Raw genomic sequence first — 25,950 nt, forward strand, 5'->3', positions numbered from 1 at the left:
GGAACTGCCAGGCATCAAATTTAGCGTGCTGATATGGCTCAGTTGGTAGAGCGCACCCTTGGTAAGGGTGAGGTCCCCAGTTCGACTCTGGGTATCAGCACCACTTTATACTTAGGTTAAAGTTCGGCAAGAAGTAAAAGAATTTGTCTGGCGGCTGTAGCGCGGTGGTCCCACCTGACCCCATGCCGAACTCAGAAGTGAAACGCCGTAGCGCCGATGGTAGTGTGGGGTCTCCCCATGCGAGAGTAGGGAACTGCCAGACATCAATTAAGTGAAAAGGCCATCCGAAAGGATGGCCTTTTTGCATTTCTGCACCATAAAAAAACAGGGCCCGACGCGTACAGCACCGCCGGGCCAATCAACATTAGTGGATAACCTGCGACAAAAATGCGCGCGTACGTTCTGATTTCGGGTGAGAGAAGAACTCTTCCGGCGGCGCCTGCTCAACAATTTCTCCGCGATCCATAAAGATCACCCGGTCCGCAACGGTTCTGGCGAAGCCCATCTCGTGCGTGACGCAGAGCATGGTCATTCCCGATTCCGCCAGGCCTATCATCGTATCCAGAACCTCTTTCACCATCTCGGGATCGAGTGCTGAAGTCGGCTCATCAAACAGCATAATTTTAGGTTTCATGCACAGAGAGCGGGCAATGGCCACGCGCTGCTGCTGCCCGCCCGAGATCTGCCCGGGAAACTTATGGGCGTGTTCAGCAATGCGTACCCGCTCCAGATAGTGCATGGCAAGTGCCTCAGCTTCTTTTTTCGGCATCTTACGGACCCAGACAGGCGCCAGGGTGCAGTTTTGCAGAACGGTCAGATGAGGGAACAGATTGAAATGCTGGAAGACCATGCCTACCTCCTGGCGGACACGCTCAACGTTGCGGATGTCGTCATTCAGCTCGATACCATCCACCACAATCCGGCCTTGCTGATGCTCTTCCAGATGGTTGATACAGCGGATCGTTGTTGATTTACCCGAGCCTGAAGGCCCGCAAAGGACGATGCGCTCGCCTTGCTTTACCTTCAGGTTAATGTCTTTCAAAACGTGAAATTGCCCGTACCACTTATTCACATTATCCAGGGTAATCATCGCGTCAGCGGGGGTCATAGTTATCTGGCTCATAGGTTCCTCAGTGCGGTGTACGCCCGGTGTTAAAGCGCTTTTCCAGATGCTGGCTGTAGCGCGACATGCTAAAACAGAAAATCCAGTAGATAAGGGCTGCAAAAACGTAGCCTTCTGTCGACATGCCCAGCCACGCCGGGTCGACGGTAGCCTGCTGCACGCTACTGAACAGATCGAATAATCCAATAATGATCACCAGACTGGTGTCCTTAAACAGCGCAATGATGGTGTTCACCAGACCCGGGATCACCAGCTTCAGCGCCTGGGGAAGGATCACCAGTCCCTGCGTTTTCCAGTAACCCAGCGCCAGCGATTCGGCTGCTTCATACTGGCCCTTGGGGAGCGCCTGCAATCCGCCGCGCACGACCTCAGCGACATAAGCAGACTGGAACAGAATGACGCCGACCAGGGCGCGGATCAGCTTGTCGATGGTAGTGCCTTCCGCCATAAACAGCGGCAGCATAACGGAAGACATAAAGAGCACGGTGATAAGCGGAACGCCGCGCCAGAACTCAATAAAAATTACCGAGAGGACGCGCACGACCGGCATGGTTGAGCGGCGACCCAGCGCCAGTAAAATCCCTAATGGCAATGCGCCGGCAATCCCTACCGAGGCGATAATGAGCGTCAGCGTCAGACCGCCCCACTGGCGGGTTTCAACGCGATCCAGCCCCAGCACGCCGCCATACAACAGCCCCCAGACGAGCAGGGGATAGATCACCGCCCAACAGGCGATGTATCGTCCCCGTTGGGGTAACTTCTTCCAGAACATGGGAACGACAGAGAGCAGCCCAATAACCAGCGCAAGGTTGATGCGCCAGCGCTGATCGTGGGGATAGAGCCCATACATAAACTGGCCGAAGCGCTGATGAATAAAGACCCAGCAGGCTCCCTCTTTTGTGCAATCGGCGCGGGTGGTACCGATCCAGTTAGCCTGCAAAAATGCCCAGTTAATGAGCGGCGGGATAAGTTCCCACATCAGCCAGAAGCAGAACAGGGTGAGCAAACTGTTGCTCCAGCTGGAGAACAGGTTTTTACGAGCCCAGTTAATGATGCGTCCGTTGCCGGTTGTGGCCGGACGCGCAGGGTGAGACAAGACCGCTTTTGTCATCATGGTTCCTTAGCGTTCAACCAGCGCGATACGACGGTTGTAGATGTTCATCAACAGTGAAATGGTCAGGCTGATAATCAGGTAGACCGACATCGTAATGGCAATGGTTTCTATTGCCTGGCCGGTCTGGTTAAGAACGGTGCCGGCAAACAACGAGACCATATCGGGATAGCCGATCGCCGCCGCGAGAGAGGAGTTTTTCACGATGTTGAGATACTGGCTGGTCAGCGGAGGGATGATCACCCGTAGGGCCTGGGGGATGATGACCTGGCGCAGGGTGACGGGATTCGGGAGCCCAAGGGAGCGAGCAGCTTCATGCTGACCATGGGGAACGGCCTGAATACCGGCGCGAATAATTTCTGCGATAAAGGCCGAGGTATAGATGGAGAGCGCCAGCGTCAGGGCGGCCAGCTCCGGGATCAATACCATGCCACCCCGGAAGTTAAACCCCTTTAGCTGCGGAACATCCCAGTGCATTGCCGGGCCAGCTATTGTATGCGCCAGCCACGGCAGGATCACTGCTAAAGCCAGGGTGACGGGCCAGGTGCGCCGTAGCTGCCCGGTTTTAATCTGATGCGTGCGATTGTAGCGAAACAGCGCAATGGAAACCAAGATGGCGCACGCCAGCGCGGCCAGCAATGCCAGCATCCCTTCGGCAATCTGCGGCGCGGGGATATAGAGACCGCGGTTGCTTAAAAAGGCCAGATCGAACGCATCCACCGCCTGACGGGGGCCAGGCAAATTGCGCAGGACGGCGAAATACCAGAAGAAGATCTGCAGCAGCGGGGGAATGTTACGGAAGGTCTCGATATAAAACGTGGAGAGCTTACGCAGCAGCCAGTTATCCGAGAGACGCGCGAGTCCGAGGAAAAAGCCCAGCAGAGAAGCAAACAGAATGCATAACGCTGAAACCAGCAGGGTATTCATCAGGCCGACAAGGAATACGCGGCCATAGGTATCGCCTTCACCGTAATCAATTAAGTGCTGAACAATGCCAAACCCTGCACTACGGTCAAGGAAGGCAAAGCCCGACGTAATGCCGCGTGTGCTGAGGTTGGTAACAGTGTTGTGGAACAGGTAGATCGCGACGGCCAGGACAGCGAGAACAGCGAGGATCTGAAACAGCCAGGCGCGAACCGCAGGATTAGAAAAGGAGAAAGCTCCTTTCAGGGCTAAGCGGCGATGGAACATATAAAACCTCGGGTAACCATGACTCTGGACTGGGCACTGCACTGGCAGTGCCCGTTACAGCAAGATGCTTAGCGTACTGGCGGCGCGTACTGAATGCCGCCATTGTTCCAGAGGTTGTTCTGCCCACGGCTGATCTTCAGCGCGCTCTCAGATCCAACGTTACGCTCGAAGATCTCAGCGTAGTTACCCACCTTTTTAATGATGTTGTACGCCCATTTATTATCCAGCTTCAGATCCTTGCCGTAATCACCTTCCTTGCCCAGCAGATGGGCCATATCAGGCGTGGCCGGATTAGCCGCCTTCTCATCGACGTTCTTTGAGTTGACCCCCATCTCTTCCGCGTTGAGCATGGCGAACAGCGTCCAGCGAACAACAGCGTTCCATTCATCATCCCCGCGACGGACGACCGGCCCCAGCGGCTCTTTGGAGATCACTTCTGGCAGGACGATCCATTCCGCCGGATTGCTCAGCTTGATCCGCAGCGCATAGAGCTGAGACTGATCCGAGGCCAGGGTATCGCAGCGGCCGGACTCCAGCGCTTTGGCGGATTCGTCAGAGCGGTCAAAGGTCACTGGCGTATATTTCATGTTGTTGGCTTTGAAATAGTCGGCGACATTCAGTTCAGTATCCGTACCCGCCTGAATACAGACGGTGGCACCATCCAGCTCCTTCGCACTTTTGAGACCCGCTTTATTGTGCGTCAGGAAACCAATGCCGTCGTAATAGGTGACACCGGTAAAGGTCATTCCCATCCCGGCATCACGGGATGAGGTCCAGGTGGTATTACGCGAAAGCATATCCACTTCGCCGGATTGCAGGGCAGTAAAGCGCTCTTTCGCCGTCAGCGGGGTATATTTCACTTTGGTGTCGTCGCCGAATACCGCAGCGGCAACGCCACGGCACACGTCAACATCAATACCGGAGAACTTACCGTTGGCGTCTGCGTAAGAGAAACCCGGCAGACCGTCACTGATCCCGCATTGCACAAACCCTTTTTGTTTAACTGCATCCAGAGTGGCACCCGCCTGAGCCTGGCCGGTCATTGCAATGAGCACACCTGCAGCGGCGAGGCTGGCCATCATCATCTTTTTCATAATGCATCCTGTGTAGCGAAAAATTATCGTTATAGTGAGGCGTTTATAAACGCTTTAACCTGTCTGTGGCTGTGGCCGACGTTAATAAAGCAAACGTAATGCCAGCTTTTACTTTTAACGTCATAAGGGATTACACAACGCGTGAAGCAGGATGCAGGCAGTGATAATTAAATCGAGCGCCCTGAAATGGTGCGAAATTACAATCTGCGCCACAAATCAGAGCAAAATATGGATGGGTAAAGGAAGAAATAAAACGGAGGGTTAATAGCGGGAAAATAGAAAGAAAATAAGATGTGAGCCCATTCAGGCTTATTTGTTCATCTGCAATGAAAAAGCAAAAGCGCGGACGGATCCGCGCTTTCTGGATTACCTGGACACGGCAATGATACCCAGTGTCAGGCCAGCTAAAGCCGCTGCGCCACCTGCGATTGCCCCCGCGGTTTCCCAGTTATCCTGCGTGGTGCCTTTCATACAGGTATTGGTGTGAACCAGTCTGCCCTGATCGTCGTATACCGGTACGCACGGTGAGTCATGTGCACAGCCCGCAAGCAACGTGGCAAGGAGTGCAACCGAAATGAATCTTTTCATGGTGTTACCTCAAAATGAAATCTAACTTTGCGATATAACCAGTAACGACTTCTGCAAAGCTGGAGGCTATTTTACCACCGCTTCAAATTCGCCATGAAACGTCAATAATCTCAAATTATTTGGATTGTAAAAAATATGGAGAAACGGTCATTCTTGCCGGGCAATAATGGAGAGATTGAGGAGAGCGACAGAATAAACAGTCAGGTGCTGAAATCGTGAGCAAAAAATTTATTGGACCGCTAATCAATAAGGTAAATAAATAGTAAGGCTAACTCTCTGTTTATTATCATAAGAAAAGGCGCCGAAGCGCCTTTACCCATTACTGTTCACGATGACGCGTAAAGCGTCGTCGTACTACCACAAAGAAGACCGGCACAAAGAAGATTGCCAGCAGGGTAGCTGAAAGCATACCGCCCATCACGCCGGTACCCACGGCGTTTTGCGCGCCGCTGCCCGCTCCGTGACTGATGACCAGCGGCAGCACGCCAAGGATAAATGCCAGTGAGGTCATAAGGATAGGACGAAGACGCATGCGTGATGCCTCCAGCGTGGCTTCAATAATCCCTTTCCCCTCTTTCTCCATCAGATCCTTAGCAAATTCGACAATCAGGATGGCGTTCTTGGCCGACAGACCAATGGTGGTAAGCAGCCCCACCTGGAAGTAAACATCATTATTCAGCCCACGCAGGGAAGCGGCCAGCAGGGCGCCAACCACCCCTAATGGCACCACCAGCATCACCGAGAAAGGAATCGACCAGCTCTCATACAGCGCCGCCAGGCAGAGGAACACCACCACCAGCGAGATGGCATACAGGGCAGGCGCCTGGTTGCCGGAGAGCCGTTCCTGATAAGACATGCCTGTCCAGTCGTAACCGATGCCGGTTGGCAGTTTCGCCGCCAGTTTTTCCATTAGCACCATGGCTTCACCGGTACTCTTGCCGGGAGCGGCTTCCCCGAGGATCTCCATGGAAGGGCTGCCGTTATAGCGCTCCAGGCGCGGTGAGCCGTAGATCCAGTGCGACTGGCTGAACGCGGAGAGCGGCACCATTTCACCGTTGGCGCTGCGGACATAGAGACGGTTAATATCCTCCGGCAGCATCCTGAAGTGGGCATCCGCCTGGACATAGACTTTCTTCACCCGGCCACGGTCGATGTAGTCATTGACATAGGTTCCCCCCAGCGCGGTGGAGATGGTCTGGTTGATATCCGATACGCTCACGCCCAGCGCCTGCGCTTTTTCCTGATCGATATCCAGCTTGAACTGCGGGGTATCTTCCAGCCCATTGGGTCGCACACGCACCAGCATATCGGCGTGCTCTTTAATCATGCCCAGCAGCTGGTTTCGCGCCTGCGTCAGCTGGTTATGTCCCAGGTTGGCCTGGTCAATCAGTTCAAAATCGAAGCCCGTTGCGGTGCCGAGTTCGATAATGGCGGGCAGGTTGAACGGGAAGACCAGCCCATCTTTGATCTGACTAAAGGCCCGTGTTGCCCGGCTGACGATGGCTCCAACGCTGTTTTCCGCACCCGGGCGCTCCTCCCAGGGCTTCAGGCTGATAAACGCTACCCCGGCGTTTTGCCCCTGGCCGCTGAAGCTGAAGCCGTTAACAGTAAATACCGATTCTACGTTGGCCTTCTCATTGTTGAGGTAGTAGTGCTCAACCTGATCCAGCACCTTCTGGGTGCGGCTTTGCGTCGCGCCCGCCGGGAGCTGCACCATCGTCATAAACACGCCCTGATCCTCTTCCGGCAGGAACGACGTAGGCAGACGCAGGAACAGTACCGCCATTCCGCCCACTATAAGGATGTAGACCACCAGGTAGCGGCCCGTCTTACGCAAGATATGGCTGACGCTGTTGCTGTAATGGGCCACGCTTCTGTCGAACAGGGCATTAAACCAGCCGAAGAAGCCGCCTTTGTTCGCATGATGCTCGCTGGGGGCCTTTAGCAGGGTGGCACACAGAGCAGGGGTCAGGATCAGCGCCACCAGCACCGAGAGCGCCATCGCCGAAACAATGGTCAGAGAGAACTGGCGATAAATCGCCCCGGTGGAGCCGCCGAAAAAGGCCATCGGGATAAATACCGCTGAGAGCACCATGGCGATGCCGACCAGCGCCCCCTGAATTTGCGACATCGATTTTTGTGTCGCCTCTTTTGGCGGAAGCTTCTCCTCCACCATCACGCGCTCGACGTTCTCCACCACTACGATGGCATCATCCACCAGCAAGCCTATTGCCAGCACCATACCAAACATGGTCAGGGTGTTTATCGAGAAGCCAAACGCCGCCAGCACCGCGAAAGTGCCCAGCAGAACCACCGGTACGGCAATGGTCGGGATGAGCGTGGCCCGCAGGTTTTGCAGGAACAGGTACATCACGAGGAAGACGAGAATGATGGCTTCGAACAGCGTCTTGACCACTTCATGAATGGAGATCTTAACGAACGGCGTGGTGTCATAGGGGTAGACCACCTTCAGCCCCTGCGGGAAGAAGGCTTGCAGCTGCGCCAGTTTGCTTTTGATCGCCGCGGCGGTATCCAGCGCGTTGGCACCGGTAGCGAGCTTAATACCGAGCCCGGTCGCCGCCTGACCATTGATTTTGGTCACCATGTTGTAGTTTTCACCGCCTGGCGCAATGCGGGCGACATCTTTCAGATGCACCATCGACCCGTCCTGATTGACCTTCAGGGTGATGTTGCCGAACTCCTCTGCGGTTTTCAGGCGCGTCTGGGCGATAATGGAGGCGTTGAGCTGCTGGCCCGGCACCGACGGCGTTCCGCCGAGCTGACCGGCGGCAATCTGGTTATTCTGCGTTTTTAACTGGTTAATCACGTCCAGCGGCGTCAACTGATAGGCGTTCAGCTTATTCGCATCCAGCCAGATACGCATCGCATACTGGGCGCCAAACAGTTGCACATCGCCCACCCCGGAGGTGCGGCTGATAGCATCCTTGACGTTAGAGGCGACATAGTCCGAGATATCGTCCTGGCTCAGGTTCTTATTGTCCGAGACAAAACCGGCCACCAGCAGGAAGCTGCTGCTCGACTTCTCCACGCTTATCCCTTGCTGCTGCACTTCCTGCGGCAGTAACGGCATGGCCAGCTGCAGCTTGTTCTGCACCTGTACCTGAGCAATATCCGGGTCGGTGCCCGACTGGAAGGTCAGGGTAAGGGTGACGCTGCCCGCTGAATCGCTGGTGGAGGACATGTACATAAGGTTATCGATACCATTCATGTTCTGCTCGATAACCTGGGTCACCGTATCCTGCACCGTCTGGGCATCCGCGCCGGGATAGGTCGCCGAGATAGCCACGGCAGGTGGCGCAATGGTGGGATACTGCGCCACCGGCAGCTTGAGGATCGCAAGCCCGCCCGCCAGCATCAGGATAATGGCCAGCACCCACGCGAAGATTGGGCGCTGAATAAAGAAGTTAGCCATGCTCTGTTCCTTATCCCACTTTCTGCGCAGCGGTATCCGGCGTCGCCACCACCGCGACGCCAGGACGTACTTTCTGCAGCCCGCTGATAATCACCCGGTCGCCTTCCTGTAAGCCGTCTGTAATCAGCCATTGATCGCCAATCGCCTGAGGGGCGACAACGTTACGGGCTTCAACCTGGTTTTTACTGTTGACCACCATCACGCTGGCATCACCGCGCGGGGTTCGCGTAACGCCCTGTTGCGGAACCAGAATGGCGTGCGGCTGGGTGCCTTCGTTAATACGCGCGCGGACAAACATGCCGGGCAGCAGGATATGTTGCGGGTTGGGGAAGATAGCCCGCAGGGTGATGGAGCCGGTGCTCTCATCCACGGTGACATCCGAGAATTGCAGCGATCCTTTTAGTGGATAGGGCTGACCATTCTCCATCAGCAGCTGTACGCTGCGGGTGCCTTCGCCGGTCTGCAGGCTGGACTGCTTGAGACGCATAAAATCATTGCTGGACTGGGTGACATCGACATAAATCGGATCAAGCTGCTGAACCGTTGCCAGTGCCGTGGCCTGTCCGTTCGCAACCAGGGCCCCTTCGGTGACGCTGGATTTACCGATCCGCCCGCTGATAGGTGACGTCACTTTGGTGTACGCAAGATTGATGCGCGCGGTTTCGACAGCGGCTTTGGCCGCAATCACCGAGGCATCAGCCTGACGGGCGTTCGCCACTGACTGATCGTACTCCTGTTTGCTGACGTACTGTGTGCCGACCAGAGGTAAATAGCGTTTTACCGTCAGGTGAGCAATGCTGGCGGCTGCCTGGGCTTTGGCCAGCTCGCCCGACGCACTATCAAATGCGGCCTGATAGGAGGCGGGATCGATCTGATACAGCGACTCGCCAGCTTTTACGTCGCTGCCTTCAGTAAAGTTGCGCTTCAGCACAATGCCGCTGACCTGCGGGCGAACCTCGGCGACGCGGTAAGCATCGGTCCGGCCAGGCAGTTCGGTGGTCACCTCCAGCGGCGCACTTTTCACGACATGCACCACGACCTGTGGAGTCGGCGGCTGCTTCGCCTGGCCTGCATGATCATCACAACCCACAAGCAATGCGGCACCGATGATAAAACCGGATAAGGGTAAAAACCTGAAATTAGGCGTCATGACTATTCCTTCAAGATCATCAATCCGCATTCACCGACAAGGGTTATGCGTTAAGGAGAGGTAAAACGGAAAACGGCGGGCGCAATAATAAAGAATGACCGTGCGGGTTTTTGATTTATAAGTGCGGAGAATGAACTGAGGATAAAAAAAAGAGCAGCAAGTGAGCGTAAAGAATGATATAGCACGTCCGGCTATGTATTGCTGGCCGTTTTGCTTTAGATGCATTCATGTTTTTTGTGAATTAAATGCATGGCAAGTATCATCGCGGTTTATAAGTTAGGCAGGTTAACTTTTTTTGTTCATATTTATTTTTCTGACTGATGGATAATTCCTGCTCCGACGATTGTCGTCATTGTTTTATAAAAGTAACCAATCCGTTAAATGAGTGATTTTCTATGGCGCGCAAAACCAAAGCTGAGGCGCAGAAGACACGCCAGTTATTGATTGAGGCGGCAATAGAGCAGTTTGCCATGCGGGGTGTCGCCAACACGACGCTGACGGATATCGCCGATGCCGCCTGCCTGACACGGGGGGCCGTTTACTGGCATTTCGCCAGTAAAGCCGAGATATTTAACGCTATCTGGCAGGAGCAACGCCCGCTGCGCGAGATTATTCGCGGTCAACTGTCGCAGGCGGAAGAGAGCGATCCATTATTAATTTTGCGTGAGCAGTTTGTTACTGCTTTGCAATATATTGCCCGGGACAGCCGCCAGCGGACCTTATTGCAGATCCTGTATCACAAATGTGAATTTGATGAGGATATGATCTCAGAAAATCAAATTCGTAAAAGGATCGGGTTCAATTATGAAAACGTCCGTGAAATATTGCAGAGAGGCATTATGCTTGGCAGCATCTCCGCGCAGATCAATATCGACACGACGTTAATTGTTTTCCATGGCTTTTTTTGCGGGCTGATTAAAAACTGGTTAATGAGCCCGGAACACCTGGATCTCTACCGGCAGGCCCCGGAACTGGTCGATAATATCCTCTCAACGTTGCCGCTAGCCCACAGAGAATACGACACCGCCTCATAGCGGCATCGCGTCAGATTTGCTGGGTCAGCATGGCCTGCGGATCGTGGCTCAGCGCGTTGACAGCTTGCGCCGTGACGGGTTTACCCAGCAGATAGCCCTGTAGCGTATTACATCCCAGACTGGTCAAAAAGGTCTGCTGCTCCTCGGTTTCGACCCCTTCGGCAACCACCTTCAGGTTGAGCGTTTTTGCCAGCGCAACAATGGCGGATACGATGGTCGCATCATCACCCGTGCTGTTGAGATCTTTCACAAACGCCCGATCAATTTTTAGCTCACAGGCGGGCAACTTTTTCAGGTAGAGCAGGCTGGAATAGCCGGTGCCAAAATCATCGATCGAGGCTTTTACTCCGGCCTGAGTTAACTCAGTCAGCACCCGGACGCTCTCATCGGGGTTATTCATGGCCGTGGTTTCGGTCACTTCCAGAATCAGGGTATGCGGCGGAATACGGTGTCGTGCCAGGCTGCCCATCACCGTCTCCACCAGCTGGGGCTGTTCAAACTGCAGCGTAGAGAGGTTCACCGCCATCGACCATTCAGTATGGCCGTTAAGATGCCATTCGCGTAGCTGGCGGCACGCTTCATCAATTACCCAGTTGCCGATAGGAATAATCAGCCCGCTTTTCTCCGCCAGCGGCAGAAACTGGTCGGGGGATAACAAGCCCTGGACAGGATGTTGCCAGCGCAGCAGGGCTTCAAAGCCGACAATGGGGCCCACCGGCGCCTGGAACTTAGGCTGATAAACCAGATGCAGCTCCTTGCGCTCCAGCGCCAGCCACAGATCGTTCATTAGCTGTAGCTGATTTTGCGCCAGGGTATTCATCGACGGCTGGAAGAAGTGGTAGCCGTTACGCCCCATGTGCTTGGTGTGATACATCGCCGCATCGGCGTTGAACATCAGTTCGCGCTGGTTTTTGCCATCATGGGGATAAATAGCGATGCCCACGCTGAGGGTCACTACCACATCATACAGCTCAAGGCTGAAGGGTTGGTCGACGACATGCACCAGCGCGCTGGCGAGCGATGCGGCGTCGTTCGGGGAGTCGATCTCGGCCAGCAGCACAAACTCGTCGCCACCAATACGGGCGAGAGTGTACTGGCCCTTCAGGGGCTGTTCCAGACGCTCCGTCACGGCAACCAATAGCTTATCGCCCGTATCATGGCCGTAGGCATCGTTAACAGCTTTGAAGCCATCCAGATCCATAAACAGCAGGGCAAACAGTTTGCCTTCGCGATCGGCTTTGTTAATTGCCTGCTCGAGGCGATCTTCCAGCAGCACGCGGTTCGGCAAGCGGGTCAGCGTATCGTGCAGCGCCAGCTGGGCCAGTTCGCGGTTGGCTTCCGCCAGCGATGAAGCGAGAAGGGAGGTGCGGGCCTGCAGCCGGGCATCAAACATAGAAACCAGCAGCGTTATACCCAAGATAGAGAGCGCCACAACGCTCACCAGCACCGCCAGCCAGCTGCCGTTCACCCCCTGATGATGCATGTGCACCTGAAGCGGAAACTGGGCCGCTTTCATGCCGGTATAGTGCATGCCGGCAATCGCGATGCCCATCAGCACCGCAGCGCCCGCACGCATCAGCGCGACCTGGGCGGCATCCCGCCGTAAACGGAACGTCAGCCACAGGGCGGCCAGCGAGGCGAGGAGAGCGATAACCACCGACAGTGCAACCCAGCGCATATCCCAGACGATAGCGGGCGCTACCTGCAGGGCCTTCATGCCGGTGTAGTGCATCGTCACGATGCCCGCTCCCAGAATCACCGCGCCGGTAAACAAGCGACGTCTGCGTAAGTGGTCGCGGCTCACCAGCCAGAGGGCAAACAGTGAGGCGCCAATAGCGATCAGCATGGAAAGGGCGGTTTTTGGCAGGTCGTAGTTCATCCGCATGGAGATATCCATCGCCAGCATGCCGATAAAATGCATAGCCCATATCCCGATACCCATGGCGATCCCCCCGCCCGTCAGCCAGATATGTGCCGCGACGCCGGTACTGCCGGCAACCCGTCCTGCCATATTCAGCGCGGTATAGGATGCAAGAATGGCGACAACAAAGGAGATAACCACAAGAAGTTGGTCGTATTGGCTAACCAGCATGATCTCATCAACTCATACGCAGTGGGGGGTATTACGTGATACCGGGTGAGACGGGCTGAGACATTATCATCCAATAAAGATGCCTCAAAGGTTTTTAAAACCGCACATTTTTCGAGGAAAAGCAGGGGCTTAATCTAGATCCGAGCAATTAACCAGCTTAAGCGGATTAACCGAATTCATGTTGCGGCATTGGTCCGTTTCCGTAGACATCAACTCAATCCACTGCATTAACAGCGCATCGAAAAGGAAAACGCTAATCGCGAAGACGACTAACCACCAATACTTACGGATCATTCGGAATTTCCGGGGACAATTGACAAGAGTGCAGGAAATATACACGAAAAATAGCGGCTGAGAAGTGGGCTGAGAGATGTTTACGTTTCGGGAGATAACGAGGGGGTGGAGAACAAAAAACAGGGGAACAACAGGCATAAAAAAAGGCGCTTCCCCATGCCGGTTCGCGCCTTTTTAAACAAGCATTTAGCTAATCGAAATTAGTTCATGCCGTATTTTTTCAGTTTCTTACGCAGCGTACCACGGTTGATGCCCATCATCAGAGCAGCACGGGTCTGGTTACCGCGGGTGTATTGCATCACCATGTCCAACAGGGGCTGTTCAACTTCAGCCAGTACCAGCTCATACAGGTCGTTAACGTCCTGACCATTCAGTTGAGCAAAATAGTTCTTCAGTGCCTGTTTAACCGAGTCACGCAGGGGCTTTTGAGTTACCTGGTCCTGAGAGTTAACGGTGGAAACGGTCAGTACGTCAGAATTTACGCGTTGTTCGAACATAGTTCTGTCAGCTCTTTATTTCATTACGCAAGATTTTCGAAGTATGCCTCCAACGCCTCCAGCTGTTCGCTGGCATCCTCTATGGCGTTGAATGTGCGCCGAAACTGGTCATCCGGAGCGTGTTCCTGGAGATACCAGGATACGTGTTTACGCGCGATTCGGTACCCTTTAGCCTGACCATAAAAGTCATGCAGTTCCCGAATATGCGCGCATAGCAAGTGCTTAACCTCTGCCAGCGGCAGCGGGGCAAGCAGCTCCCCAGTGTCCAGATAATGCTGGATTTCCCGAAAGATCCAGGGTCTTCCCTGAGCCGCACGTCCTATCATCAGAGCATCAGCCCCTGTATAGTCGAGCACAGCTCTGGCTTTAAGCGGGTCAGTAATGTCGCCATTCGCGATAACCGGAATGGAAACTTTCTGCTTAACTGCCCGAATGCTGTCGTATTCAGCTTCACCGTTGAACAAACAGGCGCGGGTGCGTCCATGTATGGTCAGGGCCTGAATGCCACAGTCTTCGGCCAGTTGGGCAATCTCTACACAGTTACGGTGATCCGGCGACCAACCCGTGCGAATCTTTAACGTAACAGGAACGTCCACTGCGCTGACAACCGCGGTCAGGATCGACTTCACCTGATCGGGGTATTGCAGAAGGGCTGAACCTGCAAGCTTGCGATTCACCTTTTTGGCCGGGCATCCCATATTGATATCAATAATCTGGGCGCCACTTTCCACGTTGATACGCGCGGCATCTGCCATCTCTTCAGGCACGCTCCCGGCGATTTGCACGGTGCGGATACCTGGTTCGTCAATGTGCACCATCCGAAGACGGGATTTATCGCTTTCCCAAACCTGCGGGTTAGACGACATCATCTCTGAAACGGTTAATCCTGCTCCCATCTCATAACACAGCGTCCTGAATGGTCGGTCGGTAATACCTGCCATAGGTGCTGCGATCAGGCGATTTCTGAGCTGGTGGTTTCCGATACGCATGAGTTAAGAAATGACCATACTGTGACTGCAAGGCGGCGTATCTTACGCATTTTTTGCACGAGATGAAAGGCCAAACTTTGAACAATCCACTGCGGTAGATCAATGAATCGCCGCTCTATTACTCCCATTGAATTTATTCATCATTTAAATCATTGGGTTAGCGCGGGCGTGTTGTTTCGTTGGGTGTAACATTTTCCCGTAACTTCTTATCGTTTCTGATAAATGAATTGGTTATTCGGGATAATCTGCTGTTTTTAACAGCAGATTATCCCGCTTCTTTGCGATCCAGGTCGCATTTTAGAACATGATATCAGGATGAAAAGCGAGCGTTATTCCACGACAGTACGGCCATGTAATGGTTGTACCGGGCGATTATTATCGTGGTGCATAGTTCGTGTAAATTTTTCCAGCTGGGCTACAGACAATGTGAGCGGGTGTTGCATGACAATCCAGATCACCCCCTCTGAGCAGGGTGGCGTGGTTAAGGAACCGCTATAACGCCAGTACGTTTTCTCGTGTGGCAAGAGTTTATTCAGGTCCAGATGCGTAGTAAGTGGGGTACTTTGCTCCGCCTTCTGCGGCATGACGCTCCACAATTTGTCCAGTTCGGCGTTCGCCTTGCCTGTGTTGAACATGACGGCCACAACCGCTATCTCACCTGCTGCGTTTTTATGAACCAGATGCATCTCCAGCGCGAACTTTTTACCGTGGATCATGTTTTCAGCGGGGGCATGGAAGTGGAATTGTTGCAGTGTCCAGGCCTGATTATCCAGGGTAATAGTGTCGTTTGTACCGTCTTTCTCGCCAGCCTGAATAGTGTGCCCATTATTCGTTAACGTTACCGGACCGTCGGAATAGTGGGTTGCAAGGGGAAGAATATGTGCTTTGAGGGTTTTTTCGACGTTGATCGGCGACTGGTACATACCGGTCTGGCAGGTTTTGAAGTTACTGTCTATCTCTCCCCAATGCTCGGGGGCTCCTTCGCCTTCATAACTCCAATGGGACGCCCATGCTGAGACTGACATTAAGCTGAGGACAAGTACCGCCGCCTTACTAACGTAAGCTTTCATTATATTCTCCTTATAAATGGTAATGAGTAAAATAATAAATAAAAACAATTAGTTATTACTATTTTACAGGAGAATTAATTCGGGAAAGAGTGTTATTGCGGGTAAAAAAATAGCGTGGCCAGGGATGACCACGCTGGAGTGATTACTTCTTACAACCTGTTATGCGACACCACTCCTCTTTCTCCACGACCGGATCAAGAGTGAACAGCTCGGCGTAGGCATCGCATACGCTTTCAGCCTGGCTGGCAAGGATACCGGAAAGGCCCAGCAGACCCCCCTCAACGGGCAGCACACTGATTAGCGGCGCCAGTTCCCGTAACGGGCCAGCCAGAATGTTAGCGACCACGACATCGGCTTTCATGGCTTGCGGCTGGTCATCCGGCAGATAGAGCTCAAGGCGATCGGAGACACCGTTGCGTTCAGCGTTGTCGCGACTGGCCTGAATCGCCTGCGGATCGATATCGATCCCAATCGCTTTTGCCGCACCCAGCTTCAGGGCCGCGATGGCGAGGATCCCGGAGCCGCAACCAAAGTCGATCACCGTCTTGCCGTCCAGATCCAGACCATCCAGCCACTGCAGGCACAAAGAGGTGGTCGGGTGGGTACCGGTACCAAATGCCAGGCCCGGATCGAGCATCACATTTACCGCATTTTCATCCGGCACGTCGCGCCAGCTCGGGCAGATCCACAGACGCTTGCCGAACTGCATCGGGTGGAAGTTATCCATCCATTCGCGCTCCCAGTCTTTATCCTCCAGCTGCTCGATCTTATGCGCGAAGCCTGCACCCAGCAGCGGATGATTTTCCAGAATGGCCACAACCTCGGCCATGTCGGTTTCGGCATCAAACAGACCGATGACATCGGTATCGCCCCACAGACGCGTTTCACCCGGCAGCGGTTCAAACACCGGCGTGTCATGCGTGTCCTGGAAGGTGATGGAGACCGCTCCGGCCTCCATCAACGCATCGCTCATCTCTTCGGCATTGGCGCCGGTCGTATTCAGTTTTAGTTGGATCCACGGCATGGCAAAACTCTTTATTTATCAGTAGAAATGACGGCGGTCTGCGGAGCGGGTTGACCGAAACGGTTCCCCACCACAAACGCCAGCAAACTTAGCAGTAACGAAGGCACAATCGGATGGAAGCCCAGATACTGAATTTTAAAGGTGGCGAGCACGGCATAGAGCACGCCGCCGACAATCATTGCGCTCAGCGCACCGGCTGCATTGGCGCGCTCCCAGTAGAGGCCAAGCACCAGCGGCCAGAGGAACACCGCTTCCAGCCCGCCGAACGCCAGCAGGTTGAGCCAGATGATCATCTCCGGCGGTCGCCACGCGGCCAACAGCAGCAACGCGCCCAGAACCAGGGTGATCGCGGCTGACATCCGCTTCAGGCGGCGCTCGTTGTTCATCTGCTCAGGATGAATATTCAGATAGAGATCTTTAATGATCGTAGCGGAACTTTGCAGCAGTTGAGCATTAATTGTCGACATGATCGCCGCCATTGGCGCAGCAAGGAAGATCCCGGCAGCAAACGGCGGCAGCACTTTCACCATCAGGGTAGGGATCACCAGATCCGGCACGGTTAAGTCAGGTATTACCGCCCGGCCCAGCGCACCTGCAAGGTGCATACCGAACATCAGGATCGCCACCACGACAGTGCCGATGACAATCCCACGGTGTACCGCCTTGCTGTCTTTATAAGAGATGCAGCGCACGGCGGTATGGGGTAAACCAATCACCCCGAAGCAGACCAGCACCCAGAAGGAGGTCATAAAGGTTGGCGACAGAATGTCGTCCGCACCCTGCGGCGAAACCAGTTTCGGATCGATGGCTTGCAGTGTCTCCACCGCGTGGCTTAACCCGCCCGCGGCATGCACCACGCCCACCAGCAGCACAAGGGTGCCGACCAGCATCACCATGCCCTGCAGCGTGTCATTGAGCACGCTGGCGCGGAAGCCGCCAAAGGCGGTATAGAGCGCAATACTGACCCCAAAAATCAGCAGGCCCGTTTCATAGGGAATACCGGCTGCGGTTTCAAGGAGACGCGCGCCGCCGATAAACTGCACGGTCATGGCACCCACGAAGGCCACCAGCAGGCTCAGGCTGGCCAGCCAGACCAGCAGGCGGCTCTGGTAGCGGGCAAAGAGCATGTCATTGAGAGTGACGGCGTTATAGCGACGCGCCAGGATAGCGAATTTTTTCCCCAGAATGCCCAGCGAGAGCCAGATGGCGGGCAGTTGGATCATCGCCAGCAATACCCAGCCCAGCCCATATTTATAGGCCGCGCCCGGGCCGCCAATGAAAGAGCTGGCGCTGATATAGGTGGCGGTCAGGGTCATCGCCAGCACAATACCACCCATCGAGCGGCTGCCAAGAAAATACTCGTTCAGGAAGGTGCCCGTTGTCCGTTTGCGCATGGCGTAAACAGAGAGGCCAAAAACAATAAAAAGATACGCGACGAGGGGCAGGATCACTTCAAGCTGCATTATCGTCATCCTCCAGCGGAATATCGCGATAGATGAATTTCACCATCGCCCAGCAGAGCAGAATAAACACCAGCGGGATGAGCAGGCAGGCCATCTCAAACCAGTGAGGCAGACCGGTGATCCCGATTGCAGAGCCAGGTAAGTAAGCGGCCACTAACCATGCCGCGAGATAGAGAAGGGTTAACCACAGCGCCCAGCGCGCTTCTTTATGGGCCTGAACAAAACGTTTGTCCATTTTTTGTCCCTTGTGGAAAAAGAAAGCGGGGATTGTACCTTATGGGGCCTGGCGATCCCCAGAAATAAAAAAAGGCCGGATTAACCGACCTTTTTACGCTTATGCAGGCTTATTTTTCATTAAGACCGAGTTTTTTCTCCAGATAGTGGATGTTGGTTCCACCATGCTGGAAGTTCTCGTCGCTCATGATACGCATCTGCAGATCAACGTTAGTTTTGATGCCGTCGATGATCAGCTCCTGCAGGGCGTTCTTCATGCGGGCAATCGCCACATCACGGGATTCGCCGTAGCAGATCAGCTTGCCGATCATTGAGTCATAGTACGGCGGTACGGTGTAACCGGCGTAGATATGAGACTCCCAACGCACACCAAAACCACCCGGCGCGTGGAAACGCGTGATTTTACCCGGGCTTGGCAGGAAGGTGTTTGGGTCTTCGGCGTTAATACGGCATTCCACCGCATGGCCTTTGACAATCACTTCTTCCTGCTTGATGGAGAGCGGCTGGCCCGCAGCGATACGCAGCTGCTCTTTGATCAGGTCAACGCCGGTGATCATTTCGGTAACCGGGTGTTCAACCTGAATACGGGTGTTCATCTCGATGAAGTAGAACTCGCCGTTTTCGAACAGGAACTCGAAAGTACCCGCCCCGCGATAGCCGATATCCACACAGGCTTTGGCGCAACGCTCGCCGATGTAGCGACGCAGCTCCGGCGTGATGCCTGGTGCTGGTGCCTCTTCGACCACTTTCTGGTGACGACGCTGCATGGAGCAGTCGCGTTCTGCCAGATAGATAGCGTTACCCTGACCGTCAGCCAGCACCTGAATTTCGATGTGGCGTGGGTTTTCCAGGTACTTCTCCATGTAGACCATGTCGTTGTTAAACGCGGCTTTCGCTTCCGCTTTGGTCATGGAGATAGACTGGGCCAGTTCGGCATCGCTGCGCACAACGCGCATACCGCGACCGCCGCCGCCGCCGGACGCTTTGATGATAACCGGGTAGCCAATGCGTTTCGCATGGGCGCGGTTAGCATCCATATCGTCGCCCAGTGGGCCGTCGGAACCTGGTACGGTCGGTACGCCCGCTTTCTTCATTGCGGTGATCGCAGACACTTTGTCGCCCATCAGACGAATGGTGTCAGCTTTCGGGCCGATGAAGATAAAGCCAGAGCGTTCAACCTGCTCAGCAAAGTTGGCGTTCTCAGAGAGGAAGCCGTAACCCGGGTGAATAGCCACCGCGCCGGTGATTTCAGCGGCGCTGATGATGGCCGGGATGTTGAGATAGCTTTTGACGGACGGAGCCGGGCCAATACAGACCGTCTCATCCGCCAGTAATACGTGTTTCAGATCGCGGTCCGCGCTTGAGTGCACAGCGACGGTCTTGATGCCCAGCTCTTTACAGGCACGAAGGATTCGCAGGGCAATCTCGCCACGGTTAGCGATAACAATTTTATCCAGCATGTTCGCCTCGTTACTCGATGACGACCAGCGGCTCGTCAAATTCAACCGGCTGACCACTTTCGACCAGAATCGCTTTCACAGTACCTGATTTGTCTGCTTCGATCTGGTTCATCATTTTCATGGCTTCAACGATGCACAGGGTATCGCCCACGTTAACTTTCTGGCCCACTTCGATGAACGCTTTCGCGTCCGGGCTCGGGGTGCGGTAGAAAGTACCAACCATTGGGGAACGTACGATGTGGCCACTGATTTCCGCTGCTGCTGGCGCTTCCATTGCTGGAGCCGCTGTTGGCGCGACAGCGTTAGACAGCGCTGGCTGCTGCATCATTGGTGCAGCATAAGCTTGTTGCATAACCGGGAAGCCTGCGTTTGGCGCTGCACGACTGATGCGTACAGACTCTTCGCCTTCAGAAATTTCCAGTTCGGAGATGCCTGATTCTTCAACCAGCTCGATCAGTTTTTTAATCTTACGAATATCCATGAGTGGGTTCCGTACTCTTTGTTTAGTGTGATTGTGACAGGCGTTTTACCGCTGTCTGTAAAGCGAATGAATAACCGTCAGCCCCCAGTCCACAGATGACGCCAGTGGCGATATCCGACAGGTAGGAGTGGTGGCGGAACGGCTCCCGCGCATGCACGTTGCTGAGGTGGATCTCGATAAACGGGATGCTCACTGCCAGCAGCGCGTCGCGAATAGCAACACTGGTGTGCGTAAACGCGGCCGGATTGATCAGGATATAGTCTGTGGTCTCTTTAGCCTGATGAATTCGGTCGATGAGTGCGTACTCCGCGTTCGACTGAAAATGGTCAAGTTCCACATTCAGCGCCGCTGCTTCGCTACCCAGACGTGTAACAATATCGGTGAGCGTCAGCGTGCCGTACTTCTCGGGTTCACGGGTGCCGAGCATATTCAGGTTCGGTCCGTTTAAAACTAAGATGTGAAACTTGTCAGCCATTGTGCCGCTATCTCCTGCGATTCTCCGGTAAAAAACAAAATATACCTTCGATGCACGATTGTCACCCTCTCAGGCTACGAAAAACCCGTCGGGGAGACCAAAGTGGCACATTATAACGATTTCGTAGCATTTGGCAGCTAAATACTGGTCTTATCAGGGAAGATTATCAACAGCATTCGGATAAATGCCCAGGAAGGTTAAACGATCTGCGGGGATACGCACGTTTTCGTTCACTATCGCCACCACTGGCGAAACTTCTTATAACGCCATGCCAGAAGCCCTAAAGCCAGTAACCCGTAGATGATCGGCTGTGGCGAGAGAATTTTCACTGACCAAAGGTAGTGGATGGGGGCCAGGATCGCGACAAGATAAACGAAATTATGCAGAAGTTGCCAGCGCCTCCCCAGTTTTCGCTGGGCATATTGGGTAGAGGTGAGGGTTAAAGCCAGCAAAATTATCCAGCTGACGATCCCGAGCGTCAGGTATGGACGGGTCACCAGTTCGCTTCCCAGCAGGGCCAGATTGTTGATGCCCAGCTCCAGTAACGCATAGCTGGTGAGGTGTAACGTCGCCCAGGCGAAGCACCATAGCCCCAGAAGGCGACGGGTGCGGATAAGCAGCGGCTGTTTTGCATAGCGCGCCAGCGGTGAAACCAGCAGAGTCGCCAGTAAAAATTTCAGCGCCGTCCGGCCAGTAAAGTGCTGGATATCTTTAGCCGGGTCGGCGCTAAAGCCGCCATGACTGGCGGCCCAGAAGAGCCATATAAAAGGAAGTAACCCTGCAAGATGCAGGGCGACCTTCAGCCAGGTAATCTGTTTTGCCGTCAGACGCACTTAGAAAAACTCCTTCAAATCGAGGCCGCGGTAGAGCGAGGCCACCTGGTCGGCATAGCCGTTAAACAGCAGCGTGGGCTGGCGCTTCACATCCAGCGCGCCGCCTGAGCCTATAAAGCGTTCGGTAGCCTGCGACCAGCGCGGGTGATCGACGTGCGGGTTCACGTTGGCGTAAAAACCGTACTCGTCAGGTGCGGCCAGGTTCCAGGTGGTGGGCGGACGCTCGCGGGTTAGCTTGATGCTGACAATCGATTTGATCCCCTTGAAGCCATACTTCCACGGTACGGTCAGGCGGATGGGTGCGCCGTTTTGCGGTGGCAGGGCTTTGCCATACACACCTACAGTGAGCAGCGTAAGCGGGTGCATAGCCTCGTCAATGCGCAGCCCTTCCACGTAAGGGTAATCGAGTCCGCCGCCAATAAACCGATCTTTCTGGCCAGGCATGATATCCGGGGCGTAAAGGGTCTGGAAGGCGACATACTTCGCATTGCTGGTGGGCTCTACCAGCGCCAGCAGTTTATGCAGCGGAAAACCTATCCACGGCACCACCATCGACCAGGCTTCAACGCAGCGCATACGGTAAATTCGCTCTTCCAGCGGAAAACGGTTAGTCAGGTCGTCGTAATCAAGGGTCAGCGGTTTTGCCACTTCGCCGTCGATTTTCAGTGTCCAGGGATTGGTCTTCAGGCTGCCGGCGTTGGCGGCAGGATCGGCTTTATCGAGGCCAAACTCATAGAAGTTGTTATAGCCCGTCACTTTCTCTTCAGGCGTCTTCGCAAGCTGGCTTTGCCACTGGGCAGGTTGGGTAAAGGTGAGCGGTTTTCCGGGTGGCGCTTTTGGGCGATCGTTGCCCTTGAACCAGTCCAGCAGGTCGGCCTGGGCGAGAGGCGAAAGGGTCAGCGCACCAGCGCCGATCCCCAGCATCTTCAGGATCTGGCGGCGCTTGAGCATAAAAACGGATTCCGCGGTGATATCGGCTTCCGTCAGGGGTTTCACTTTCATGGCATCCTCCGTCATGCATTTTTCTAAGCATGACGGAGGAGCGGGTTTAAAGCGAATATGTCACGAAAATTTGAAGATTACGCCAGCTTCACCAGCGTACGGCCCTGGATCTGGTTATTGATGATCTTCGCGGCATACTCCGGTGCCTGCTCAAGGCTAATCTGAGTGGCGCTTTGGTCGTAGAAGGCGGCCGGCAGATCGCGAACCAGTCGCTCCCAGGCCTGGGCACGGCGCTCTGGCGGGGTCATCACCGAATCGACACCCTGCAGACGGACGTTGCGTAGAATAAACGGCATCACCGTAGTTGGCAGGGCAAAACCGCCCGCCAGGCCGCACGCCGCGACGCAGCCGCCGTAGTTCATCTGCGCCAGCACTTTCGCCAGCACTTTGTCGCCCACGGTATCAATGGCACCGGCCCAAATCTGTTTCTCCAGCGGGCGGGTCTCAGCGAACTCGTCGCGGCCCAGAATGCGGCTCGCGCCCAGGGAACGCAGATAGTTATGGGTGCTTTCACGGCCAGAGACCGCCGCGACCTGATAGCCCAGCTTATGCAGCAGGGCAACCGCCGTGCTACCGACGCCACCGCTGGCGCCCGTCACCACCACTTCACCCGATTCAGGACGTACTCCGGCCTCTTCCAGCGCCATTGCGCAGAGCATGGCGGTAAAACCGGCGGTGCCGATGATCATCGCTTTCCGGCCATCCAGCCCTTTTGGCATGGGTACCAGCCAGTCGCCGTTGACGCGCGCCTGCGCCGCCAGCCCGCCCCAGTGGTTTTCCCCCACGCCCCAGCCGGTCAGCAGCACCTGCTGGCCGGCATGAAAACGTGGGTCTTCGCTGGCATGTACGCGTCCCGCAAAATCGATACCTGGAACCATTGGGAAATTGCGGATAATTTTTCCGGTGCCCGTAATGGCCAGGGCGTCTTTATAGTTAAGGCTGGACCAGTCGATATCTACAGTCACGGCGCCTTCAGGCAGGCGGCTCTCTTCGATAGATTGTACTGACGCAAGAGTTTTGCCTTCCTGCTGTTCTAAGATCAAAGCCTGCATACGATTCCTTACTCAGCATGATGATTGGAAAAAAATTTTTGGAGACTATACTCGCTCAATGACATGCAATGCCGATTTAACGCAATAAATTGCCAGATACACCTGATTTGGTAGTATGCCAGTGCCGTATTGCGAGTTAGTACTTACTTGCTATCCTCACCAACTCACGGAGTAATCTCAAGGATGCGATTATCGACGAAGTTCTCCGCTTTTATCTCCTTGCTTACCGGGTTGACCATATTCGTCACCTTTATCGGCTGCTCGCTCAGTTTTTATAATGCGATCCAGGGAAAGCTGGCGAACCGCGTCCACTCCGTGGCGTCAGTGATTGATTCCCGCCTTGTCAGCACACCCTTTCCAGAACTTTCCCGTCAACTGGATGAGCTGATGGCCCCGGTGGATATCATGCGGGTGGAGATTAAGCAGGGCGGCAACCTCCTTTTAAGCCACACCGGGCATACGCATTACCGGCAGGTGGGTTCACCTCCGCAGATGCTCCAGCTCACCGTCCCCTCCCTGAAAAACCCCGGTATGACGATAAGCCTGGTCTATCTGGACCCAATGACCAGTTATTTTCGTTCATTGATGACCACCGCACCGCTCACGGTGGCGGTGATTTTCATCGTGGTGCTGATCTTCCTGGCGGTGCGCTGGCTGCGGCGTCAGCTCGCCGGACAGGAGCTACTGGAGTCGCGTTCTACGCGGATCCTTAACGGTGAACGCGGCGCGCAGGTGCGCGGCTCGGTCTATGAGTGGCCCTCACGCACCAGCAGCGCGTTGGACGTTTTGCTGTCCGAAATTCAGTTCGCCAGCGACCAGCGCAGCCGGATAGATACCCTGATCCGATCCTATGCCGCCCAGGACAATAAAACCGGCCTCAATAACCGCCTGTTCTTTGATAATCAGCTGGGCACTTTGCTGGAAGATCAGGAGAACGTGGGCACACATGGGGTGGTGATGATTATCCGTCTGCCGGACTTCGATCTGCTGAAAGATAACTGGGGGCGGGCAGTGGCGGAGGAGCAGCAGTTTACGCTCATTAATATGCTCTCCACCTTTATCATGCGTTACCCCGGCGCACTGCTGGCACGCTATCACCGCAGTGATTACGCCGTATTGTTGCCGCACCGCACGCTGAAGGAGTCTGAAAGCATTGCCGGGCTGCTGTTGAAATCGGTGGATGCGCTCCCACCCAGCAAAATGCTCGATCGTGATGACATGGTGCATATCGGCATCTGCGCCTGGCGCGGCGGCCAGTCTACCGAGCAGGTGATGGAACATGCCGAGGCTGCCACCCGTAATGCGGTGTTGCAAGGGGCGAACGGCTGGGCGGTTTATGATGACTCCCTGCCCGAAAAAGGACGCGGCAACGTGCGCTGGCGAACCTTAATCGAGCAGATGCTGACCCGAGGCGGACCGCGGATTTACCAAAAACCGGCGGTGCTGACCAGCGGCAAGGTCCATCATCGGGAACTGCTCTGTCGAATCTTCGACGGCAACGAAGAGGTGGTATCGGCCGAGTATCTGCCGATGATCCTGCAGTTTGGCCTGTCTGAAGAGTACGACCGCCAGCAGATATCGCGCTTGATGCCATTTTTATCCTACTGGCCCGAAGAGAACCTGGCGCTGCAGGTGACGGTGGAGTCGTTGATCCGCCCGCGTTTCCAGCGCTGGCTGCGGGATCTGCTGATGCAATGTGAAAAATCGCAGCGGAAACGGATTATTTTTGAACTTGCAGAGGCGGATGTTTGTCAACACATCAGTCGGTTACAGCCGGTTGTTCGGCTGATTAACGCGTTGGGCGCGCGCGTCGCGGTGACGCAGGCGGGTTTAACGCTGGTCAGCACCAGCTGGATCAAGGCGCTGGAGGTTGAGCTCCTGAAGCTGCATCCGGGGCTGGTAAGAAATATTGAAAAGCGCACGGAAAACCAGCTGCTGGTACAGAGCCTGGTGGAAGCGTGCAAAGGAACGCAAACGCGTGTATTTGCTACGGGTGTGCGGTCGCGAACGGAATGGCAGACATTGACAGAGCGCGGCGTGACAGGGGGTCAGGGCGATTTTTTTGCGGCCTCTCAGCCTCTTGACAGCAATGTGAAAAAATATTCGCAAAGATACTCTGTTTAACCTGCCGTTTGGTGAGTTTTCACGTAGAATATCGCGCCTGTAGCGTGATGTATGACGAGCAAAATGACAGTGAACGACCTTTAACGGGTTACAAATGTACGTGAGGAACGCTGCTGTTTTCTCAGCCCTGAGGGAG

General features: G+C 54.7%; 23 protein-coding genes, 1 tRNA gene and 1 rRNA gene. 4 read left to right on the forward strand and 21 right to left on the reverse strand.

What is annotated here, in order from left to right; all coding sequences use genetic code 11:
* The first annotated feature begins 27 nt into the window (after positions 1-27).
* Both B3X29_RS19455 and rrf read left to right on the forward strand, forming a co-directional pair.
* Positions 28-103: transfer RNA gene (locus tag B3X29_RS19455), tRNA-Thr, on the forward strand.
* Between the two features lie 43 nt (positions 104-146).
* Positions 147-262, forward strand: a 5S ribosomal RNA gene (rrf, locus tag B3X29_RS19460).
* A gap of 102 nt (positions 263-364) precedes the next feature.
* Here the strand turns inward: rrf and B3X29_RS19465 are convergent.
* The 7 genes from B3X29_RS19465 to B3X29_RS19495 form a co-directional block, all read right to left on the reverse strand.
* Complete coding sequence (locus tag B3X29_RS19465; RefSeq protein WP_103177252.1) at positions 365-1,123, reverse strand: amino acid ABC transporter ATP-binding protein; 759 nt, start codon at positions 1,121-1,123, stop codon at positions 365-367.
* Positions 1,124-1,130: 7 nt separating this feature from the next.
* Positions 1,131-2,234 carry an amino acid ABC transporter permease gene (locus B3X29_RS19470; RefSeq protein WP_103177251.1) on the reverse strand — a complete coding sequence of 368 codons (1,104 nt, stop codon included), beginning with the start codon at positions 2,232-2,234 and terminating at the stop codon, positions 1,131-1,133.
* Positions 2,235-2,243: 9 nt separating this feature from the next.
* Positions 2,244-3,425: an amino acid ABC transporter permease gene (locus tag B3X29_RS19475; protein ID WP_159339869.1), complete on the reverse strand. Its 1,182-nt coding sequence runs from the start codon at positions 3,423-3,425 to the stop codon at positions 2,244-2,246.
* A gap of 68 nt (positions 3,426-3,493) precedes the next feature.
* Positions 3,494-4,519, reverse strand: a complete 1,026-nt coding sequence (locus B3X29_RS19480) for an amino acid ABC transporter substrate-binding protein (RefSeq protein ID WP_103177249.1) — start codon at positions 4,517-4,519, stop codon at positions 3,494-3,496.
* 366 nt (positions 4,520-4,885) lie between these two features.
* A complete protein-coding gene (locus B3X29_RS19485; RefSeq protein WP_103177248.1) occupies positions 4,886-5,107 on the reverse strand; it encodes a lipoprotein in 222 nt (73 codons plus the stop codon).
* A gap of 319 nt (positions 5,108-5,426) precedes the next feature.
* Entirely contained in the window at positions 5,427-8,540 is a 3,114-nt protein-coding gene (locus B3X29_RS19490; RefSeq protein ID WP_159339870.1) for an efflux RND transporter permease subunit, read from the reverse strand.
* A 10-nt stretch (positions 8,541-8,550) separates the two neighbouring features.
* On the reverse strand, positions 8,551-9,690 hold the full coding sequence (locus B3X29_RS19495) for an efflux RND transporter periplasmic adaptor subunit (protein ID WP_103177246.1): 1,140 nt from the start codon (positions 9,688-9,690) through the stop codon (positions 8,551-8,553).
* Positions 9,691-10,085: 395 nt separating this feature from the next.
* On the opposite strand from B3X29_RS19495, the gene envR reads away from it, so the two are divergent.
* The gene (gene envR / locus B3X29_RS19500) at positions 10,086-10,724 is read left to right on the forward strand and encodes an acrEF/envCD operon transcriptional regulator (protein WP_159339871.1); all 639 of its coding nucleotides are present in this window, start codon (positions 10,086-10,088) and stop codon (positions 10,722-10,724) included.
* 10 nt (positions 10,725-10,734) lie between these two features.
* On the opposite strand, the gene B3X29_RS19505 is transcribed toward envR, so the two are convergent.
* From B3X29_RS19505 to B3X29_RS19570, 14 genes are all read right to left on the reverse strand, one after another.
* Positions 10,735-12,816, reverse strand: a complete 2,082-nt coding sequence (locus B3X29_RS19505) for a putative bifunctional diguanylate cyclase/phosphodiesterase (RefSeq protein ID WP_159339872.1) — start codon at positions 12,814-12,816, stop codon at positions 10,735-10,737.
* Positions 12,817-12,945: 129 nt separating this feature from the next.
* Complete coding sequence (locus B3X29_RS19510) at positions 12,946-13,110, reverse strand: DUF2556 family protein (RefSeq protein ID WP_039030652.1); 165 nt, start codon at positions 13,108-13,110, stop codon at positions 12,946-12,948.
* 200 nt (positions 13,111-13,310) lie between these two features.
* The gene (gene fis / locus B3X29_RS19515) at positions 13,311-13,607 is read right to left on the reverse strand and encodes a DNA-binding transcriptional regulator Fis (protein ID WP_000462905.1); all 297 of its coding nucleotides are present in this window, start codon (positions 13,605-13,607) and stop codon (positions 13,311-13,313) included.
* A gap of 23 nt (positions 13,608-13,630) precedes the next feature.
* On the reverse strand, positions 13,631-14,596 hold the full coding sequence (gene dusB / locus B3X29_RS19520; RefSeq protein ID WP_103177243.1) for a tRNA dihydrouridine synthase DusB: 966 nt from the start codon (positions 14,594-14,596) through the stop codon (positions 13,631-13,633).
* Positions 14,597-14,925: 329 nt separating this feature from the next.
* Entirely contained in the window at positions 14,926-15,666 is a 741-nt protein-coding gene (locus B3X29_RS19525; RefSeq protein ID WP_159339873.1) for a carbonic anhydrase, read from the reverse strand.
* A 142-nt stretch (positions 15,667-15,808) separates the two neighbouring features.
* Positions 15,809-16,690, reverse strand: coding sequence for a 50S ribosomal protein L11 methyltransferase (prmA, locus tag B3X29_RS19530; RefSeq protein WP_103177241.1), 882 nt, complete (start codon positions 16,688-16,690; stop codon positions 15,809-15,811).
* Between the two features lie 11 nt (positions 16,691-16,701).
* Entirely contained in the window at positions 16,702-18,153 is a 1,452-nt protein-coding gene (gene panF / locus B3X29_RS19535; RefSeq protein WP_156655289.1) for a sodium/pantothenate symporter, read from the reverse strand.
* Positions 18,143-18,388 (reverse strand): YhdT family protein, encoded by a 246-nt coding sequence (locus B3X29_RS19540; RefSeq protein WP_103177239.1) that lies wholly within the window; start codon positions 18,386-18,388, stop codon positions 18,143-18,145. Before B3X29_RS19540 ends, panF begins: the two co-directional genes overlap by 11 nt.
* A gap of 109 nt (positions 18,389-18,497) precedes the next feature.
* Positions 18,498-19,847 carry an acetyl-CoA carboxylase biotin carboxylase subunit gene (gene accC / locus B3X29_RS19545; protein WP_103177238.1) on the reverse strand — a complete coding sequence of 450 codons (1,350 nt, stop codon included), beginning with the start codon at positions 19,845-19,847 and terminating at the stop codon, positions 18,498-18,500.
* A 10-nt stretch (positions 19,848-19,857) separates the two neighbouring features.
* On the reverse strand, positions 19,858-20,328 hold the full coding sequence (accB, locus tag B3X29_RS19550; protein WP_103177237.1) for an acetyl-CoA carboxylase biotin carboxyl carrier protein: 471 nt from the start codon (positions 20,326-20,328) through the stop codon (positions 19,858-19,860).
* A gap of 22 nt (positions 20,329-20,350) precedes the next feature.
* Positions 20,351-20,803 (reverse strand): type II 3-dehydroquinate dehydratase, encoded by a 453-nt coding sequence (gene aroQ / locus B3X29_RS19555; RefSeq protein WP_159339874.1) that lies wholly within the window; start codon positions 20,801-20,803, stop codon positions 20,351-20,353.
* A 233-nt stretch (positions 20,804-21,036) separates the two neighbouring features.
* Positions 21,037-21,636, reverse strand: a complete 600-nt coding sequence (msrQ, locus tag B3X29_RS19560; protein WP_103177235.1) for a protein-methionine-sulfoxide reductase heme-binding subunit MsrQ — start codon at positions 21,634-21,636, stop codon at positions 21,037-21,039.
* Positions 21,637-22,638, reverse strand: a complete 1,002-nt coding sequence (gene msrP / locus B3X29_RS19565; RefSeq protein ID WP_103177234.1) for a protein-methionine-sulfoxide reductase catalytic subunit MsrP — start codon at positions 22,636-22,638, stop codon at positions 21,637-21,639.
* A 77-nt stretch (positions 22,639-22,715) separates the two neighbouring features.
* Positions 22,716-23,690 (reverse strand): MDR family oxidoreductase, encoded by a 975-nt coding sequence (locus B3X29_RS19570; protein ID WP_159339875.1) that lies wholly within the window; start codon positions 23,688-23,690, stop codon positions 22,716-22,718.
* 183 nt (positions 23,691-23,873) lie between these two features.
* Here B3X29_RS19570 and csrD point away from each other — a divergent pair, with 183 nt between their 5' ends.
* The gene (gene csrD, locus B3X29_RS19575) at positions 23,874-25,814 is read left to right on the forward strand and encodes an RNase E specificity factor CsrD (protein ID WP_156655288.1); all 1,941 of its coding nucleotides are present in this window, start codon (positions 23,874-23,876) and stop codon (positions 25,812-25,814) included.
* The last annotated feature ends 136 nt before the right edge of the window (positions 25,815-25,950 follow it).

This window comes from Leclercia sp. UBA5076 (assembly GCF_002416465.1).
In the GTDB taxonomy this organism is placed as follows: Bacteria; Pseudomonadota; Gammaproteobacteria; order Enterobacterales; family Enterobacteriaceae; genus Enterobacter.